The organism is Dyella sp. 05T440 (assembly GCF_056395965.1).
On the sequence record NZ_JBFTKN010000003.1, the window covers coordinates 236,635 to 252,005 of the forward strand.

The 15,371-nt window shown below is 64.3% G+C and carries 16 protein-coding genes; 8 read left to right on the forward strand and 8 right to left on the reverse strand.

All coding sequences use genetic code 11. The features are described 5' to 3' along the window. The first annotated feature begins 101 nt into the window (after positions 1-101). From AC1DE1_RS05445 to AC1DE1_RS05465, 5 genes are all read left to right on the forward strand, one after another. On the forward strand, positions 102-851 hold the full coding sequence (locus AC1DE1_RS05445; RefSeq protein ID WP_441602304.1) for an SDR family oxidoreductase: 750 nt from the start codon (positions 102-104) through the stop codon (positions 849-851). A 48-nt stretch (positions 852-899) separates the two neighbouring features. Then, positions 900-1,847 carry an alpha/beta fold hydrolase gene (locus AC1DE1_RS05450; protein WP_477175624.1) on the forward strand — a complete coding sequence of 316 codons (948 nt, stop codon included), beginning with the start codon at positions 900-902 and terminating at the stop codon, positions 1,845-1,847. A gap of 156 nt (positions 1,848-2,003) precedes the next feature. After that, on the forward strand, positions 2,004-2,720 hold the full coding sequence (locus tag AC1DE1_RS05455; protein ID WP_441602306.1) for an HAD family hydrolase: 717 nt from the start codon (positions 2,004-2,006) through the stop codon (positions 2,718-2,720). A 40-nt stretch (positions 2,721-2,760) separates the two neighbouring features. Beyond that, a complete protein-coding gene (locus AC1DE1_RS05460; RefSeq protein ID WP_477175659.1) occupies positions 2,761-3,573 on the forward strand; it encodes an NAD-dependent protein deacetylase in 813 nt (270 codons plus the stop codon). A 76-nt stretch (positions 3,574-3,649) separates the two neighbouring features. Then, the gene (locus tag AC1DE1_RS05465; RefSeq protein WP_477175625.1) at positions 3,650-4,576 is read left to right on the forward strand and encodes a CHAD domain-containing protein; all 927 of its coding nucleotides are present in this window, start codon (positions 3,650-3,652) and stop codon (positions 4,574-4,576) included. Between the two features lie 3 nt (positions 4,577-4,579). Here the strand turns inward: AC1DE1_RS05465 and tadA are convergent, their stop codons facing one another. Both tadA and AC1DE1_RS05475 read right to left on the reverse strand, forming a co-directional pair. Beyond that, positions 4,580-5,068, reverse strand: coding sequence for a tRNA adenosine(34) deaminase TadA (gene tadA, locus AC1DE1_RS05470; RefSeq protein ID WP_477175626.1), 489 nt, complete (start codon positions 5,066-5,068; stop codon positions 4,580-4,582). A gap of 41 nt (positions 5,069-5,109) precedes the next feature. Further along, positions 5,110-6,021, reverse strand: coding sequence for a LysR family transcriptional regulator (locus AC1DE1_RS05475; protein ID WP_477175627.1), 912 nt, complete (start codon positions 6,019-6,021; stop codon positions 5,110-5,112). A gap of 116 nt (positions 6,022-6,137) precedes the next feature. Here AC1DE1_RS05475 and AC1DE1_RS05480 point away from each other — a divergent pair, with 116 nt between their 5' ends. Both AC1DE1_RS05480 and AC1DE1_RS05485 read left to right on the forward strand, forming a co-directional pair. Beyond that, positions 6,138-7,001 (forward strand): NmrA family NAD(P)-binding protein, encoded by an 864-nt coding sequence (locus tag AC1DE1_RS05480; protein ID WP_477175628.1) that lies wholly within the window; start codon positions 6,138-6,140, stop codon positions 6,999-7,001. A 24-nt stretch (positions 7,002-7,025) separates the two neighbouring features. Continuing rightward, the gene (locus AC1DE1_RS05485; protein WP_477175629.1) at positions 7,026-7,727 is read left to right on the forward strand and encodes an SDR family NAD(P)-dependent oxidoreductase; all 702 of its coding nucleotides are present in this window, start codon (positions 7,026-7,028) and stop codon (positions 7,725-7,727) included. Between the two features lie 53 nt (positions 7,728-7,780). On the opposite strand, the gene AC1DE1_RS05490 is transcribed toward AC1DE1_RS05485, so the two are convergent. From AC1DE1_RS05490 to AC1DE1_RS05505, 4 genes are all read right to left on the reverse strand, one after another. Next, the gene (locus AC1DE1_RS05490; RefSeq protein WP_477175630.1) at positions 7,781-8,911 is read right to left on the reverse strand and encodes a porin; all 1,131 of its coding nucleotides are present in this window, start codon (positions 8,909-8,911) and stop codon (positions 7,781-7,783) included. Between the two features lie 83 nt (positions 8,912-8,994). After that, complete coding sequence (locus tag AC1DE1_RS05495) at positions 8,995-9,480, reverse strand: GAF domain-containing protein (protein WP_441602313.1); 486 nt, start codon at positions 9,478-9,480, stop codon at positions 8,995-8,997. After that, the gene (locus AC1DE1_RS05500; protein ID WP_477175631.1) at positions 9,477-10,847 is read right to left on the reverse strand and encodes an MFS transporter; all 1,371 of its coding nucleotides are present in this window, start codon (positions 10,845-10,847) and stop codon (positions 9,477-9,479) included. Before AC1DE1_RS05500 ends, AC1DE1_RS05495 begins: the two co-directional genes overlap by 4 nt. A 110-nt stretch (positions 10,848-10,957) precedes the next feature. Continuing rightward, a complete protein-coding gene (locus AC1DE1_RS05505) occupies positions 10,958-12,202 on the reverse strand; it encodes a metal-dependent hydrolase family protein (RefSeq protein WP_477178940.1) in 1,245 nt (414 codons plus the stop codon). Between the two features lie 130 nt (positions 12,203-12,332). Here AC1DE1_RS05505 and AC1DE1_RS05510 point away from each other — a divergent pair, with 130 nt between their 5' ends. After that, positions 12,333-13,265: a LysR family transcriptional regulator gene (locus AC1DE1_RS05510; RefSeq protein ID WP_441602316.1), complete on the forward strand. Its 933-nt coding sequence runs from the start codon at positions 12,333-12,335 to the stop codon at positions 13,263-13,265. A gap of 42 nt (positions 13,266-13,307) precedes the next feature. On the opposite strand, the gene AC1DE1_RS05515 is transcribed toward AC1DE1_RS05510, so the two are convergent. After that, on the reverse strand, positions 13,308-13,685 hold the full coding sequence (locus AC1DE1_RS05515; RefSeq protein WP_477175633.1) for a gamma-glutamylcyclotransferase family protein: 378 nt from the start codon (positions 13,683-13,685) through the stop codon (positions 13,308-13,310). Between the two features lie 47 nt (positions 13,686-13,732). Further along, positions 13,733-15,313 (reverse strand): glutamine-hydrolyzing GMP synthase, encoded by a 1,581-nt coding sequence (gene guaA, locus AC1DE1_RS05520; RefSeq protein ID WP_477175634.1) that lies wholly within the window; start codon positions 15,311-15,313, stop codon positions 13,733-13,735. Between the last annotated feature and the right edge of the window lie 58 nt (positions 15,314-15,371).

Consider the following 15,371-nt stretch of genomic DNA (forward strand, 5'->3'; position numbering starts at 1 on the left):
TCGACCATATCGAACATGTTCATCGGAAACATGGCACGGCAAGGCCAACGGGCAGTCGCATCATTTCCCCATCGACCACACATCCATCCACGGAGCACGCCATGAACCGTTTCACCGACAAAACCATCCTCGTCACCGGCGGCAACAGCGGCATCGGCCTTGCCACCGCCCAGGCCTTCGCGGCGGAAGGTGCCCGCGTAGTCATCACCGGCCGCGATGAAGCCGCACTCGAACAGGCCCGCGCCAGCATCGGCGCCCAGGCCATTGCCATCCGCAACGACGCCAGCAGCGTGACGGGCGCCAGGGAGCTGGCCAGCGCGCTGAGCGCCAAAGGCCTGCGCCTGGACGGCATCTTCCTCAATGCCGGCATCGCCAAGCTGGCGCCGTTTGAAACCGTGGACGAGGCGCTGTGGGACCAGACCTTCAACGTCAACGTGAAGGGCCCCTATTTCCAGATCCAGTCGCTGCTGCCGCTGCTCAACAAGGGTGCGTCCATCGTCATCAACGGCTCGATCAACGCCCATATCGGCATGCCGACCTCGTCGGTTTACGCCGCCAGCAAGGCCGCGGTGATTTCGCTGGCCAAGACCTTGTCGGCGGAACTGTTGCCGCTGGGTGCGCGCGTCAACGTGGTGAGCCCGGGACCGGTGGAAACGCCGCTCTACGGCAAGCTCGGCATGGACAAGGCCACGCTGGAAGCCACCGCCGCGCAGATCCAGTCGCAGGTACCGCTGGGCCGCTTCGGCACACCCGCTGAAATCGCCTCGACCGTCTTGCACCTGGTCGCACCGGAATCGGCCTTCATCGTCGGCACCGAGATCATCACCGACGGCGGCATGAGTCAGCTGTAAGCCATCTGCCCGGCCGCACCCGCGGCCGGGTCTACCAGGGAGTTCACGATGAAGACCTTGCATTGGATGCGCCGCCTTGCGGTGGCGTTGCTGGCCTCGCTCGCCCTTCAGGCAGCGGCTAGCGCCAAGACACCAACCATCGAACAACACACGGCCAACGCCAACGGCGTGCAACTGCATTACCTCCAGGCCGGCCAAGGCTCGGACACACCCGTGATCCTGTTGCACGGCTACGCCGAAACCAGCCATATGTGGCTGCCGCTGATCGCCAAGCTCGACGACCGCCGCACGGTGATCGCACCCGACCTTCGCGGCGCCGGCGATTCATCGATGCCCGCCTCGGGCTACGACAAGAAGACCATGGCGCAGGACATCCATGCCCTGGTGCAGCAACTGGGCTATCGCAAGGTGAAGATCGTCGGCCATGACATCGGCCTGATGGTGGCCTATGCCTATGCCGCGCAATACCCGGACGAGGTGGACAGCATCGTGTTGATGGATGCGTTTCTCCCCGGCGTGGGCGACTGGCAGAAAGTGTGGCTGCTGCGCGACAAGTGGCATTTCAACTTCTACGGCGAAACGCCGCTGAAACTGGTCGACGGGCGCGAACGCATCTACTTCGAGCATTTCTGGAACGACTTTGCCGCCGATCCCAAACACTCGATGTCCGAAGCCGATCGCCAGTACTACACCCAGCAGTACGCACGGCCGGGTCGCATGAAGGCCGGTTTCGAATACTTCCACGCCTTCCCGCAGGACGCCGAGGATTTCGCGGGCTTTGCCAGGCAGCCGCTGACCATGCCGATGCTGGTGCTCGCCGGTGAAAAGGCTTCGGGCGATTTCCTCATCGCCCAGGCCAGGCTGGTCGACACCCATGTGCAGGGCGTGATCATCAAGGGTTCGGGCCACTGGCTGATGGAAGAAGCCCCCGCGCAGACCATTCCCGCGCTGGTCGGCTTCCTCAACAACGATGCCAACGCCCAAGCCCGGCGCTGAGCTTCCCATGGCGGATCACGCGGCCGGCGCCTGCCGGCCGCGTTCATGTCCCTGCGTCTCAGCCTTGTCAGGACGCCAGCGCCACCAGCCACCGTGTTTTCTGGAAAAATCACCCCCATATCGCTGGCACGGCCAGTACGGCAGACGGGTGAACACGTGATAGAGCTGGTGGGTTTCGACGGTGACGACACGCTGTGGCACAGCGAGGGTTATTACCAGTCGGCGCATGGTGAGTTCGAGCGCATCGTGGGCGAGTACATCGATCTGGTCGATGTACGCGTGCACGAGCGACTGCTCGCCACCGAGCGCCGCAACATCAAATTGTTCGGCTACGGCGCCAAGGGCATGACCTTGTCGATGCTGGAATCGGCCATCGACATCACCGGCCAACGCATCAGCGCTGCCGATCTGCACCGAATCATCGAACTGGGCAAGCAGGTCCTTGCGCATCCGGTGGATCTGCTGCCGGGCATCCGTGCCGCAGTGGAAGCCGTGGCCCAGCATCACCGTGTGGTGCTGATCACCAAGGGCGACCTGTTTCATCAGGAACAGAAGGTCGCCAGCAGCGGGCTGGCCGACCTGTTCCATCGCATCGAGATCGTTTCGGAGAAGGACGAGCGCGCCTATCGCAACGTGCTGGAGGAATTCCAGCTCTCGCCGACACGTTTCGCCATGGTCGGCAATTCGCTGCGCTCGGACATCGCGCCCGTGGTGGAGCTCGGTGGCTGGGGCGTGTACATGCCCTACCACGTGACCTGGGCGCACGAGACCGATACGGATTTCGTCGACCACACTTCGCGCGTGGTGCAGGTGGCTGATCCCACCGGCATCGCCAGCGCCCTGGAGGAGTTGCAGCAACGTGCCGTCGCCTGATCTCGATCTCGACCTGTCCATCGATGCCGGCGCCGCCAGCATCGAGCGAGACCGCGCGCGCCTGCGCGAGTTCGTGCACGCGCATCCACGCCTGTTCGTGCTCACCGGCGCCGGCTGCAGCACGGATTCGGGCATACCCGATTACCGCGACACCAACGGCGGCTGGAAACGGCCGCAGCCTGTGACCTATCAAGCCTTCATGGGCGAAACCGCCACGCGCCAGCGTTACTGGGCACGCAGCCTGGTGGGTTGGCGCCGCTTTGGCCGGGCGCAACCCAATGCCACCCACCGCGCACTGGCGCGACTGGAACAGCAGGGACGCGTGACCACCCTGCTCACCCAGAACGTGGACGGCTTGCACCAGGCCGCAGGCCATCAAAGCGTCATCGACCTGCATGGACGACTGGATGAAGTGCGCTGCATGAGCTGCGACCTGCGCCTGCCCCGCGACACGTTTCAGCAATCGCTGGTGGAACACAATCCCGCCTGGGCCTTGCTCGATGCCGGCGATGCGCCGGACGGCGACGCCGATCTGGACGGCCGCGATTTCACGCAGTTCGTCGTGCCTCCCTGCCCGGCCTGCGGCGGCATCCTGAAGCCGGACGTGGTGTTCTTCGGTGAAAACGTGCCACGCCATCGCGTTGACGCCGCCGTCACATCGCTGAACGACGCGGACGCCATGCTGGTGGTGGGATCGTCCCTGATGGTGTTTTCCGGCTACCGCTTCGCGGCCGCGGCCGCGCGGGAGGGCAAACCCATTGCCGCCGTGAACCTGGGCAAGACCCGGGCCGACCCACTGCTCAGCCTCAAGATCGAACAATCATGCGCCGAGGCCTTGGCTTTTGTGTCATAGGGACGCGGCCCGATGCCGCTCGCGCATTGTGACCATTTGATGCAGAGTAGACATCCCGGTCGTCTGGAATCACTGCATGAATGCCAGGCTGCAACATCGCGCCGCGTCGCCGCGGTCTTCCTCGTCCCACGCCAAGAGTGGGCCGGGCAAGCCATCCGAGTTCGAGCGGATCTGCGAGGCGCTGGACGGCTATTTCGACAAGGCATTCGAGGCGCGCAAGCGTCTACTTGAACAACCCTACGAGCCCAAGCTGTTGCATGCATGGCGCGTCAACCTGCGCCGCGTGACGGCCACGCTGAAAGACCTCGCCTCGCTTTCCGACGACGACTTGCGCGATGTGCTCGCCTACCTGCGCTCCTGCCGCGAATCCACCGGGCAATCACGCGACCTCGACATCCTGGCGCAGGAAACCCTGCCCGCCTTTCTGGACAAGGAAAACGTCAAGCTTCCCGGCGTCGACGCCGCCACCAAGGCGCTTTCCGAGCGCCAGCAGCAGGCGCACAAGCAGGCCGTGGTCGAACTCAAGAAGCACAATCTCGCAGCGTCGCTGCAGTCATGGCGCCACTGGGTGCAAACCGTCGAACCGCCGACCGACAACCAGGTGCGCAAGCTGGCCGCCGCGGCCCTCCAGCAACGCTGGAATACGCTGAAGAAACGCGCCAGCAAACTCGATGGCGGCCAGAAGCGCCTGCATCGTTTGCGCAGCGCCACCAAAAAGATGCGCTACAGCATCGAGCTCTATCAGCACGCCTTCTCCAAGCAGGCGACCTCGGCCTGGCTCAAGCAGCTGACCGAGCTGCAAAGCGGCCTTGGCCTGGCACACGACCGCATGACGGGACGCAGGCTGATCCGCGACTTTCTCGTGGCGGAAGACACCCAGACCGTGCTCAAGCCGTTCCGCCAGTGGGGCAAGCGCACCGCTTTCCACGCCTCGGAAGAGGCCATGCACTCATTGGCGAAGCTGGAAAAATTGAACTCTTTCTGGCGCAAGGCCGCGCACTGACGCTTAGCGCCGGGCGCGGAAAAACTCGCGCAACATAGTCGACGAATCATCCGCCAACAGGCCGCCCTCCACCGCAATGCGGTGATTGTGGCGATCGGAAATCAGCGTATCGAACACGCTGCCTGCGGCGCCGGTCTTCGGATCGGTCGCCGCATACACGACGCGCCCGATGCGCGCATGCACCAGCGCCATCGAACACATCGCGCACGGCTCCAGCGTCACGTACAAGGTGGCGCCGGGCATGCGGTAGTTGGACAGTTTTTCGCCCGCGGCGCGCAAGGCCATGATTTCCGCATGGGCGCTGGGATCGTTCAGCGTGATATTGCGGTTCCAGCCCAGCCCGATGATCTCATCGCCCTGCACCAGCACCGCGCCCACCGGCACTTCGTTTTCCGCATCACGCGCGTGCGCAGCGAGCTGCAGCGCGCGGCGCATGTAGCGTTCGTCTTCGTCGGAAAACGCCGGGGCTGGCGATGGTGTCTGATCGGTCATCAAAAAGGCTATGAAGGCGTGCGAAACCACCATTCTACTGCCTAGATCGCCGAGGTGATCCCGATGACGAAATCGAGAAATGCACGCACCTTGGCCGATGGGTGCTGGCGCGAGGGATACAGCGCGTACAGCGGGAAGCGCTCATCGGGCCAGTCGGGGAACAGATCCACCAACTGGCCACGGGTCACCAGCGGCCCGGCCGCCACCGCCATCACCTGAGCAATGCCATAGCCGGCCACGCAGGCGCTGTGCATGCTGCCGCCATCGTTGACCACCAGCCGCCCCGAGGTTTTCACCGCCAGGCGCGTGCGCTTGCGATGAAACTCCCACGGAAAGGTGTGCCCCGTCGCCGGATCGCGAAATTCGATGCAGATATGCCGGTCGCCCTCCAGCTCCTGCGGATGCGCAGGCCGCCCATAGCGGCGCAAATAAGCCGGCGAAGCCACGGTGAGGATGCGCGTCTCCAGCAGCCTGCGCGCCACCAGGCTGGAATCGGGCGGCTCGCCGAAACGCACGGCCAGGTCGAAGCCGTCGGCGACGATGTCGCCCAGCTGGTCGCGCGTAGCCAGCTCCACTTCGAGCTGCGGATGAGCCTCCATGAACTCGCCCACGCGCGGCGCCAGCACCAGCCGCGAAAACAGGGGATCCATATGCACGCGCAGTCGCCCGCGCACCATCGTGGCGCCTTCGGCCGCACTCGCGGCGGCCTCTTCCAGCCCGGCCAGCAAGGGCATCACCTGGGCGTGGAAACGAAGTCCTTCATCCGTGAGACGCACGGATCGTGTCGTGCGATCGAACAGCCGTATGCCCAGCCGTGCTTCGAGCCGCGCGATGGCACGGCTGACGCCGGGCGGCGACATGTCCAGCGCCTCGCCAGCGGCGGCAAAGCTGCCGCCATCGACCACGGCGGTGAACACGCTCATGCCGTTCAAGATACGCTCGTCGAAGGCCATGCATTCATGCCCTTTTGTCACTTATCCATTGTCATTGATGTTATCGCGAAACCAGTGGCGGACGCGGAAAATCCTCATCCGAACGCGGCAGGCGCCGCCCCCTTGAGGATCCGAACATGTATGCAGTCATGGGTATCACCGGCCAGGTTGGCGGCCAGGTAGCAAATGAACTGCTGGCCGCCGGCCAGCGCGTACGGGCGATCGTTCGTGACGAGGCCAAGGCAGCGCCCTGGATCGGGCGCGGTTGCGATACGGCGATCGCCACGGCCAACGATGCCGACGCGCTGGCCGCCGCTTTCGCCGATACGCGCGGCGTATTCCTGATGATCCCGCCCGACTACGACCCCGCCCCTGGTTTTCCCGCTGTCCAAGAGATCATTGCCGCCGTACAGCAGGCCGTCATAAAAGCCCGCCCCGGCAAGCTGGTATATCTCTCCACCGTCGGCGCCCACGTGGAGACGTTCTCGCTGTTGAACAACGGCCGGATGGTCGAGTCCGCGCTTCGCGAACTGCCCCTGCCCACCGCCTTCGTGCGCCCCGGCTGGTTTATGGAGAACGCCGCATGGGACGTCAGCGCCGCTCGCGCCGGCCTGATTCCCAGCTATCTGCAGCCCCTGGACCACGCCATCCCGATGGTCGCCACCGCGGATATCGCGCGCACCGTGGCAAGCACTCTGCAGGACACCTGGCAAGGCACACGCGTGATCGAACTCGAAGGACCGCGGCGTTACTCCGCACTGGACATCGCCAGCGGCTTTGCTGCCGCGCTGGGCCAGCCTGTGCGCACCGAACCGGTGCCTCGCGACTCCTGGGAACACCTGTTCCGCACACAAGGCATGCAACACCCTGAGGGCCGCATGCGTATGCTTGACGGCTTCAACCAGGGCTGGATCGACTTCGAACACGGCCAGGCTGGCTCGCACAAAGCATCGACAACGTTGGAACATGTCCTGCGCAATCTGGTCGAACGATCACCCTGACTCACGGCTCAGCAGGCAACCCTCATGACTTCGAACACGCAGCAAACCGCTCTCATCATCGGCGCCTCCCGTGGCCTGGGACTCGCCCTGGCGGCTGAATACCTCAAGCGCGGCTGGCAGGTCATCGCCACCGTGCGCGGCCCAAACCACACCCCGCTGCATGACCTCCAGGCATCGTCCGGCCAGCGGCTGGAGATCGAACACCTGGACATCGATGCACCCGAGCAGATCGCCGCGCTGCGTGCCCGCCTGAAAGGCCGGGCGCTGGACGTATTGTTCGTCAACGCCGGCGTCGCCATCGAGGCAGACAAGCCCATCGGCGAAGTCAGCACCGAGGGCTTCACCCGCATGATGGTGACCAACGCGCTCAGCCCCATGCGCGTCGTCGAAACGCTCGATGCCCTGGTGGCGCCCGACGGCGCCATCGTCGTCATGTCGTCCGGCCTCGGCAGCGTGGCCAACAATATCGATGGCGGCTGGGAGTCCTATCGCGCCAGCAAGGCTGCGCTCAACACGCTCATGCGCAGCTACGCCTCCCGCCAGCCCGACCCCGGCCGCAGCTTGCTGCTTATCGCACCAGGCTGGGTGCGCACCGACATGGGCGGCCCCGACGCGGCGCTCGACGTCAGCGAAAGCATTCCGCTGGTGGTGGACGTGGTGACCCAGCAGACCGGCCGCAGTGGCCTGCAATTTCTCAACCGGCTGGGGGAGACCATGCCCTGGTGAGGGCACTACCTGGCCAGGTGAAGCGGTGCCGTGGTGAACGGCACCGTCATCGGCTAGAACGTCACCCGCAATCCCACTCGCATGGCGCCCTGCTGGCCGTTCGACGAAGGGATGAAATACGGCAAGGCCGCCACCGCCATCTGGCCCGTTGAATCCCGCCCCGTGGCCTGCTGGCGGTACACCAAGGCATACAGCAACACCTGCTTGGAGAGGCTGTACCAGGCGCCGGCATTCCATTGCTGGTAGGTCGCGGTCTGGGCCTTGGTGTAATCGTAGGAGGCGCCCAGCATCCACGCCGGGTTCAAGCGGTAGGTCGCCAGCAGTTCGTAGTTGTTGAAGGTCGCCGTGCCCGAAAACGGCGTCGATGAGGTGCGCACGACGTCCTCGAACCGGGTCGACGTATAGGTAAAACCAGCCAGTACCGGGCCCCACAGGTAATTCACGCCCGCACCGAACTCCACCCGCGTGTGTGCCGACACATAGCCGCTGAAGATGGGACTGGTGATCGGATTGCTGAAACTCGCGCCCGCCACCGGAACCGATCCCGCGTCGTAAAGCGTCGTCGCGGGCTTGCCGATGCGCGAATAGAAGGCACTCGAAGTCAGCGCCTCGTTCGCATAGCTCACGCTGGCCGAACGCTTGCAGCCCACGGAAGGCTCGCTCCCGCCGCCTGCGGGACCGAACAAGGCCGCGAACTTGAATCCGTCAAACACCGGCGAGTTGTACTTGATGACGCCGGTGAGCGAGTAGCTGCCCCACATATTGTCTTCGTCCGACGCATGCGTGGCCGCCACGCCGCCGAAACGTCCCGCACCCGACAAGCCGATCAGCGAATCAAGCGCGAGATCGTATTGGCGGCCCACCGTGATCGTGCCGTAGGGAGACTCCAGCCCCGCAAAAGCCTGGCGACCAAACAGACGACCGCCATTGGCAAGCTTGCCCGTGTTGATGTCGAAGCCACCTTCCACACGACCGATCACGCGATAGCCGTTGTCCAGCTTGTAGTCGGCCAGCAGTCCAAACTTGCTGCTGCCCAGGGAGCCGTTGGTCAGCTTCAGCTGGCTATGCCCCGACTGGTTGGTGGTGTAAGTGAGGCCGTCGTCCAGGACGCCATAGAAGGCGACATTCTCGGCGTGGCACGTCAGCGCCGTCGTCAACGCGAGCCCGGCAAAAATCCTTTTCATGAGCAATCCACCCCTGTGCATTGAACAGACGATTGAGTGATGGCGCGCGACCTTCCCCGTGTCGCTTGAAAGCGCGCGCTGCTTTAACCGGCGAGCAGCGCCGGCACTGCCGTGTGGGCAATGATTCGAACGACATCGATATCGATATGGACGTAGCGCTCCGGCGCATCGAGCATGTTCAAACTGCCGAGCACCCTGCCTTGCCAGCGCAGCGGCATGTTCACCACGCTGCCCAGGCCCAGAAAGGCCAGGCGTTCGTGGTGAGCGAACACGCAAGCGAGTTCTTCTTCGCAATGACCCACGAACGGCAAGCCCCAATGCAAGACCTGATCGGCCCAGGCCGGTGATGCCACCGGATCGGTCGCCCCTTCGGGATAGGTGGCCGGATCGCTGGAATAAAGGCGGGTGGCGACCGTGCAGGCTTCGTCATAGACCAGCACCGTCAGCAAGCGGTGCCCAACCAGGCGCTGCAACGCAGCGTCGACTGCCCGGAACACATCGCGCGAGCGCCGGGCGTGGAAACAGGCGCGTTCGATCACGCCCAGTTCGTCGGACAGGCAATCGCTCATCGACTGCCCTCCTCGGCGGCGATCGCTTCCAGCGAGCGGCCTTTGGTTTGCGGACCAAGCACGATCACCGCGCAGACACCCGCCGCCAGCACCACCGTGGTCATGGCGAACACGCCGCCAAAGCCCAGCACCGGATACAGCAGCCCGACCAGCAAGGGCGCACTGATCGCGCCGATGCGCCCCACCGCCGACGAACTGCCGGCACCGATCGCACGGATCGCGGTGGGAAAGATTTCTGCCGTGTAAGCGTAGACGCCGGCATAGGCGCCATTCATCGCAAACGAGAGGCACGCGCCGGCCAGCAGGATTGCCTGATGATCGTGGGCGAAAGCCATCGCCAGGGCAAAGGCGGTACCCAGCGTCATATACAGGACGATGGTGCCCTTGCGCCCGATTTTTTCATTCAGCAGTGCGGCTGAGAAATAGCCAGGAATCTGCGCCAGATAGATGATGAACGAGTAGCCGAAGCTCTGCGTGATGCCCATGCCCTTCTGCATCAGCAGGCCGGGAATCCAGGTGAAAAACAGGTAGTAACTGAAGGTGAGCGAGAGCCACATCAGCCACGCCATCGCCGTGATACGCGCCTGCCTGCCGTGCCACAGGCCTTGCAGCAAGACCTTCAACGACGGTCGTCCCAGGTCCTTCCCGCTCGGCGCCAGCGCCGCCTCACCTGCCGTGTCGCGTAAAGGCGTGCGCTGATCGAAGGTCGACTCGATCTTGGCGATGATCGCCCTGGCCTCTGCATGTCGTCCGCGACTTTCGAGCCAGCGTGGCGATTCATCGAGCGATCGCCGCCACCACAGCAACATGCCCACCGGCAACGCGGTGATGATGAGCACGACCCGCCAACCCTCCGCGGATGAGCGGACGACGAAGTAGCCGAGCGCCGCGGCGGCAACAAAACCGAACGAGAAGAATCCGGTGAGCGCACCGACGAAGGTGCCGCGATAGCGCTTGGCTACAAACTCCGCCAGATACGGCGCAATGATCGCGCTCTCGGCACCCGTGCCGATGCCGGCGATGATGCGCAAGACCAGGAACATCGACCACGACGTCGACCACGCCGAGGCCAACGAAGCCACCGCATAGATGACCAGCGCATACATCATCACGCGACGCCTGCCGAACACGTCGCCGAGCAAGCCAGCGCCAAGCGCACCGAAGAAGAAACCGACGTACGCGACGCTGCCCAGCACGCCGGTCTGCGCGCTGCTCAAGCTCCATAGCGAGCGCAGCACCGGCAGGATGAAGGCCAATACAGCCGTGTCCATCGCATCGAATGCGTAGCCCAGGCCGCCGATCAGGAACAGGCGGCGGTGGTAGCGGGCGTACGGCCAGCTTTCCGTTCTTGACGAAACGAATGACAAAGTAACCCCCATGCATCGGCAAGCGACGCTGTTTGACGAAAACGACGATTGGACGGGACCGGCGGCCATCCCCATGGCCACGCAGCGTTGCTGCGCCCGACGTTTGTTTTTCAGGCGGGCGCGCGAGTGAGTCGGTCGACCACCGGTTTGCCTGCCTTGAGCACCATCAGCAGATTGCGTTCGTGTTGAAAGGCGCGCAGGTCGCGCAGAGGGTCACCGTCCATGACCAGCAGATCGGCGCACGCCCCCTTGGCGATGACGCCCAGCCGCCCCGACTCTCCTATCAGCTCTGCGTTGACGTGGGTCGCACTGCGCAGGACTTGCGCCGGCGACATCACCTGTTGGCGCAGCACGAGTTCGTCGCACTGCAGATCGTGCATGTCGCCCAGCAGATCCGAGCCCAGGGCGATCTTCACCCCGGCCGCCTGCGCGATGCGGATGGCGTCGAGGCCGCGGTCCTTTACCTGCGCGCATTTCTCCAGCATGGCGGGCGACCAGCCCAGCGCGCTCCCGCGTTCCGCCAACGCGGCGTAAGTGGCCAGGGTGGGCACAAGGTAGACGCCGTATCGCGCCATCAATTCAGCCGTCTGCTCGTCGAGCAGATTGCCGTGCTCGATCGAACGCACCCCTGCTCGCACGGCCCGACTGATGGCCTCCGGCGAATACGCGTGCGCCATCACATAAGTCCGGGCCGCGTCCGCTTCTTCCACGATCGCACCGAGTTCCTCGGTGGAAAATTGCAGGCCCTCCAGTGGATCGTTGGGCGTGGAGATGCCACCGCCGGCCATCACCTTGATGTGATGGGCGCCGTTGCGGATCTGCTCCCGCACGGCGCGGCGAACCTCGGGCACGCCGTCGGCGACGTAGCCGAGCAGGCCGGCCGAGCCGCAGCAGATGCAACTGCCATGGGAAAAGTGTGGAGGGCGTGGGTCACCGTGACCGCCGGTCTGGGTAATGGCCTGTCCCGCGATCAACAGCCGCGGCCCGACGATATGTCCCTGCTCGATCGCCTGCACCAGACCCGAATCAGCCCCGCCCGCATCGCGCACCGTGGTGTAGCCGCGTCGAAGCATGGCCTCGAGCACGGTCTCCGTGTGGGCGGCAATTAGCGACTGCGTCATCAAAGAGAGCTTGAAGAAGTCAGCGACTATCGCAGTGACGTGTACGTGTGCATCGATCAATCCTGGAAGCAACGTAAGACCGTCAAGCGCGATGCTGACTCCCCCGTTGTCAGGCAAATCTCCCTGGACGACGGCGGTGATGGTCTCGTCCTCGATGCGCACTGACATGCGGGTTAGAAGCTCGCCGGTACTGCTGTCGAACATGTTTGCGTTGCGGAACGTCAACGATGCCATCGGCGATTCCCTTCGTAGGCCGTGGCATCGATTGTGTTGACGGCTGCCTATGCGAACAATGACATCGCCCTGACAACGTCTTTGCCTTCAAGGCAACACTGTCTTCCCGATGTTTCGCCAAGGATTGCGAATGAATGGTCTGTCGATGGGCCGACTGAAATACCTGTTCGAAGCAGCACGACTGGGCAGCATGCGCGCTGCGGCGGACTTTCTGGACGTGGCGCCCTCGGTCGTCAGCAGGCAGATTGCCGAGCTGGAGAAAGTCACTTGCACGCCTGTAATGGAAACCAATCGCCGTGGCGCCAAAGCGACCGAAGCGGGCCGGCTCCTGATCGAGCACTACCGCAATCACCTGGCCCAGGAGGAATCGCTGGCGTCGCGCTTGAACGCGCTGGTGGGTCTGTCGATCGGCACGGTGAGCATTGGCGCCGTGCAGGGATTTGCCGATGACCTCATGCGACACGTCTTGCAGCCGTTCAATGCACGCCATCCAGGCATCGCCATCAAGCTGCAGCTGGGCAGCATCAACGACATACTCGGCTGGCTCGAGCAGGATGAGGTTCACCTGGGCCTGATCTACGGGCCTGGCTTCCACTCGCACCAGGGCCGCCTGAAAGAGGTGCGCTCCCAACTGCAGCCGCTATGCGTGGTGGTTTGCGCGCAGCATTCGCTGGCCGAGGTGCCGCTGCTACCGGTTGGGGCGCTGTTCGAGCATCCGTTTGCGCTGGCGCATGCCGGCTTCGGAACACGCAAGATCGTCGAGCAGATCGAGGCCGCCGAGCATCGACGCCTCAAGCTGGCGATGGAATCGGATCACCTGATCTGCCTGACCGGCTTTGCCCGCTGCGGCATGGGCGCGACCCTGCTTCCGGCCTTTGCCGTCTACGACGATCTCCAGCGGGGAACCCTGAAGGCGATCCCCGTGGCCCACCCCTTGCTGACCGAGGTACAGGCGCAGCTGGTGGCCCGACGGGGGCGAGCGCTGCCTGCCGCCGCGCAGCGACTGCAGCGCCACATCGTTCAGCACATGGAGGCGTTCAATGCGTTGAGCGCGTCAGGGTGATCCGCGCCGAGGGGCGAAAACTGCGACACCTGGCGAGTGCCCTCAGGCCTGGATGTAGACCCAGGCCTGTTTGCCCGACTTCAGGCGCACGGCGACACGCTGGTAGTCCGCGACCTCGTAGCGATCAGCCGCGGCCAGCTCGGCCGCGGTGATGCGGAACACCTTGCCGGCGACTTCGTCCGACGGGTCGTCGCTCGGCGCGACGATGGGGTGGAACTGCTCGCCGCTCTGGCGCAGCACCTCGGGATCGCTGATCTCGATCAGCGTCCGGCGATAGCCGGGCATGGCGTCATCTTCGCCTTCGAGCAAACGCCCGAACGACGCGAGCTGCACGCGCTCGAGCTGCAGAGTGCCGTAGGAGAACAACAGCTCGTTGCGGCCCTCGTCCACCATCACCATCATTCCTTTGATATCAATCAATTACGGCGACTTCCTGAGAAAGCCACCGTTGGCCCGGAGCCTGGAACTCACTCCCACTCAATGGTTGCGGGCGGCTTGCCACTGATGTCATAAACGACACGAGAAACACCGCGCAACTCATTGATAATACGATTCGAAACCTTTCCGAGGAAGTCATACGGCAGGTGCGCCCAATGCGCCGTCATGAAGTCGATCGTCTCGACCGCGCGCAGGGCAATCACCCATTCGTAGGCACGGGCGTCGCCGACCACGCCCACCGACTTCACCGGCAGGAACACGGCGAAGGCCTGGCTGGTCTTGTCGTACAGATCCCAGGCGCGCAGCTCTTCGATGAAGATGGCGTCGGCGCGGGCCAGCAACTCGGCGTATTCGGGCTTCACTTCGCCCAGGATGCGCACGCCCAGGCCGGGGCCGGGGAACGGATGGCGGTAGACCATGGCGCGCGGCAGGCCGAGCTCCACGCCGATGCGGCGCACCTCGTCCTTGAACAGCTCGCGCAGCGGCTCGACCAGCTTGAGCTTCATGTGCTCCGGCAGGCCGCCCACGTTGTGGTGGCTTTTGATCACGTGCGCCTTGCCGGTCTTGCTGCCGGCGGACTCGATCACGTCCGGGTAGATGGTGCCCTGAGCGAGCCACTTCACCTGGCCGTGGCCGGCGTTGGTGACCTTGGCCGACTCCTCGTCGAAGATCTCCACGAACAGGCGGCCGATGATCTTGCGCTTGGCTTCGGGATCGGCCTCGCCTTCCAGCGCCTTGAAGTAGCGCTCGGCGGCGTTGACGCGGATCACCTTCACGCCCATGTGCTCGGCCATGGTGGCCATCACCTGGTCGCCTTCGTTCCAGCGCAGAAGGCCCGTGTCGACGAACACGCAGGTCAGCTGGTCGCCGATGGCCCGGTGCAGCAGCGCGGCCACCACGGACGAATCCACGCCGCCGGAGAGGCCCAGCAGCACGTGGTCGTTGCCGACCTGCTCGCGCACGCGGGCGATCTGGTCTTCGATGATGTGCGCGGCGGTCCACAGTGTCTGGCAGCCGCAGATTTCCGTGACGAAACGCTTAAGCAGCGAGGTGCCCTGCTTCGTATGCGTCACTTCCGGATGGAACTGCACGCCGTACCAGCGCTTGTCTTCGTTCTCCATCACGGCGACTGGGATGCGATCGGTGGTGCCGGTGATGATGAAGCCCGGCGGCGCCTTGGACACGTGGTCGCCATGGCTCATCCAGACGTCCAGACGATGCGCGCTGTCGTGATCGCTCAGGCCGGCGAACAGGCGGCTGGTCGGCGCGATATCCACTTCGGCGTGACCGAACTCGCGTGCGTCGGCGGCCTCGGTGGCACCGCCCAGTTGCGCGGCGAGCGTCTGCATGCCGTAACAGATACCCAGGATGGGGAGCTGCGAATCGAACACTTCCTGCGGCGCCTTGGGCGCACCCGGCAACGTCGTCGACTCGGGGCCGCCGGACAGGATGATGCCCTTGGCGCCGAACGCGGCGATCTCGGCCGGGTCGTGATCCCACGCCCAGATTTCGCAGTAGACGCCGATCTCGCGCACGCGGCGGGCGATCAGCTGCGTGTACTGCGCGCCGAAGTCGAGGATGAGGATTTTGTCGCTATGGATGTCGGTCACGGTCCGGCTCCGGTGCGCTGCAGGCTTGCCCTGCCCGCGCTTGATTCAGTGAATGCGA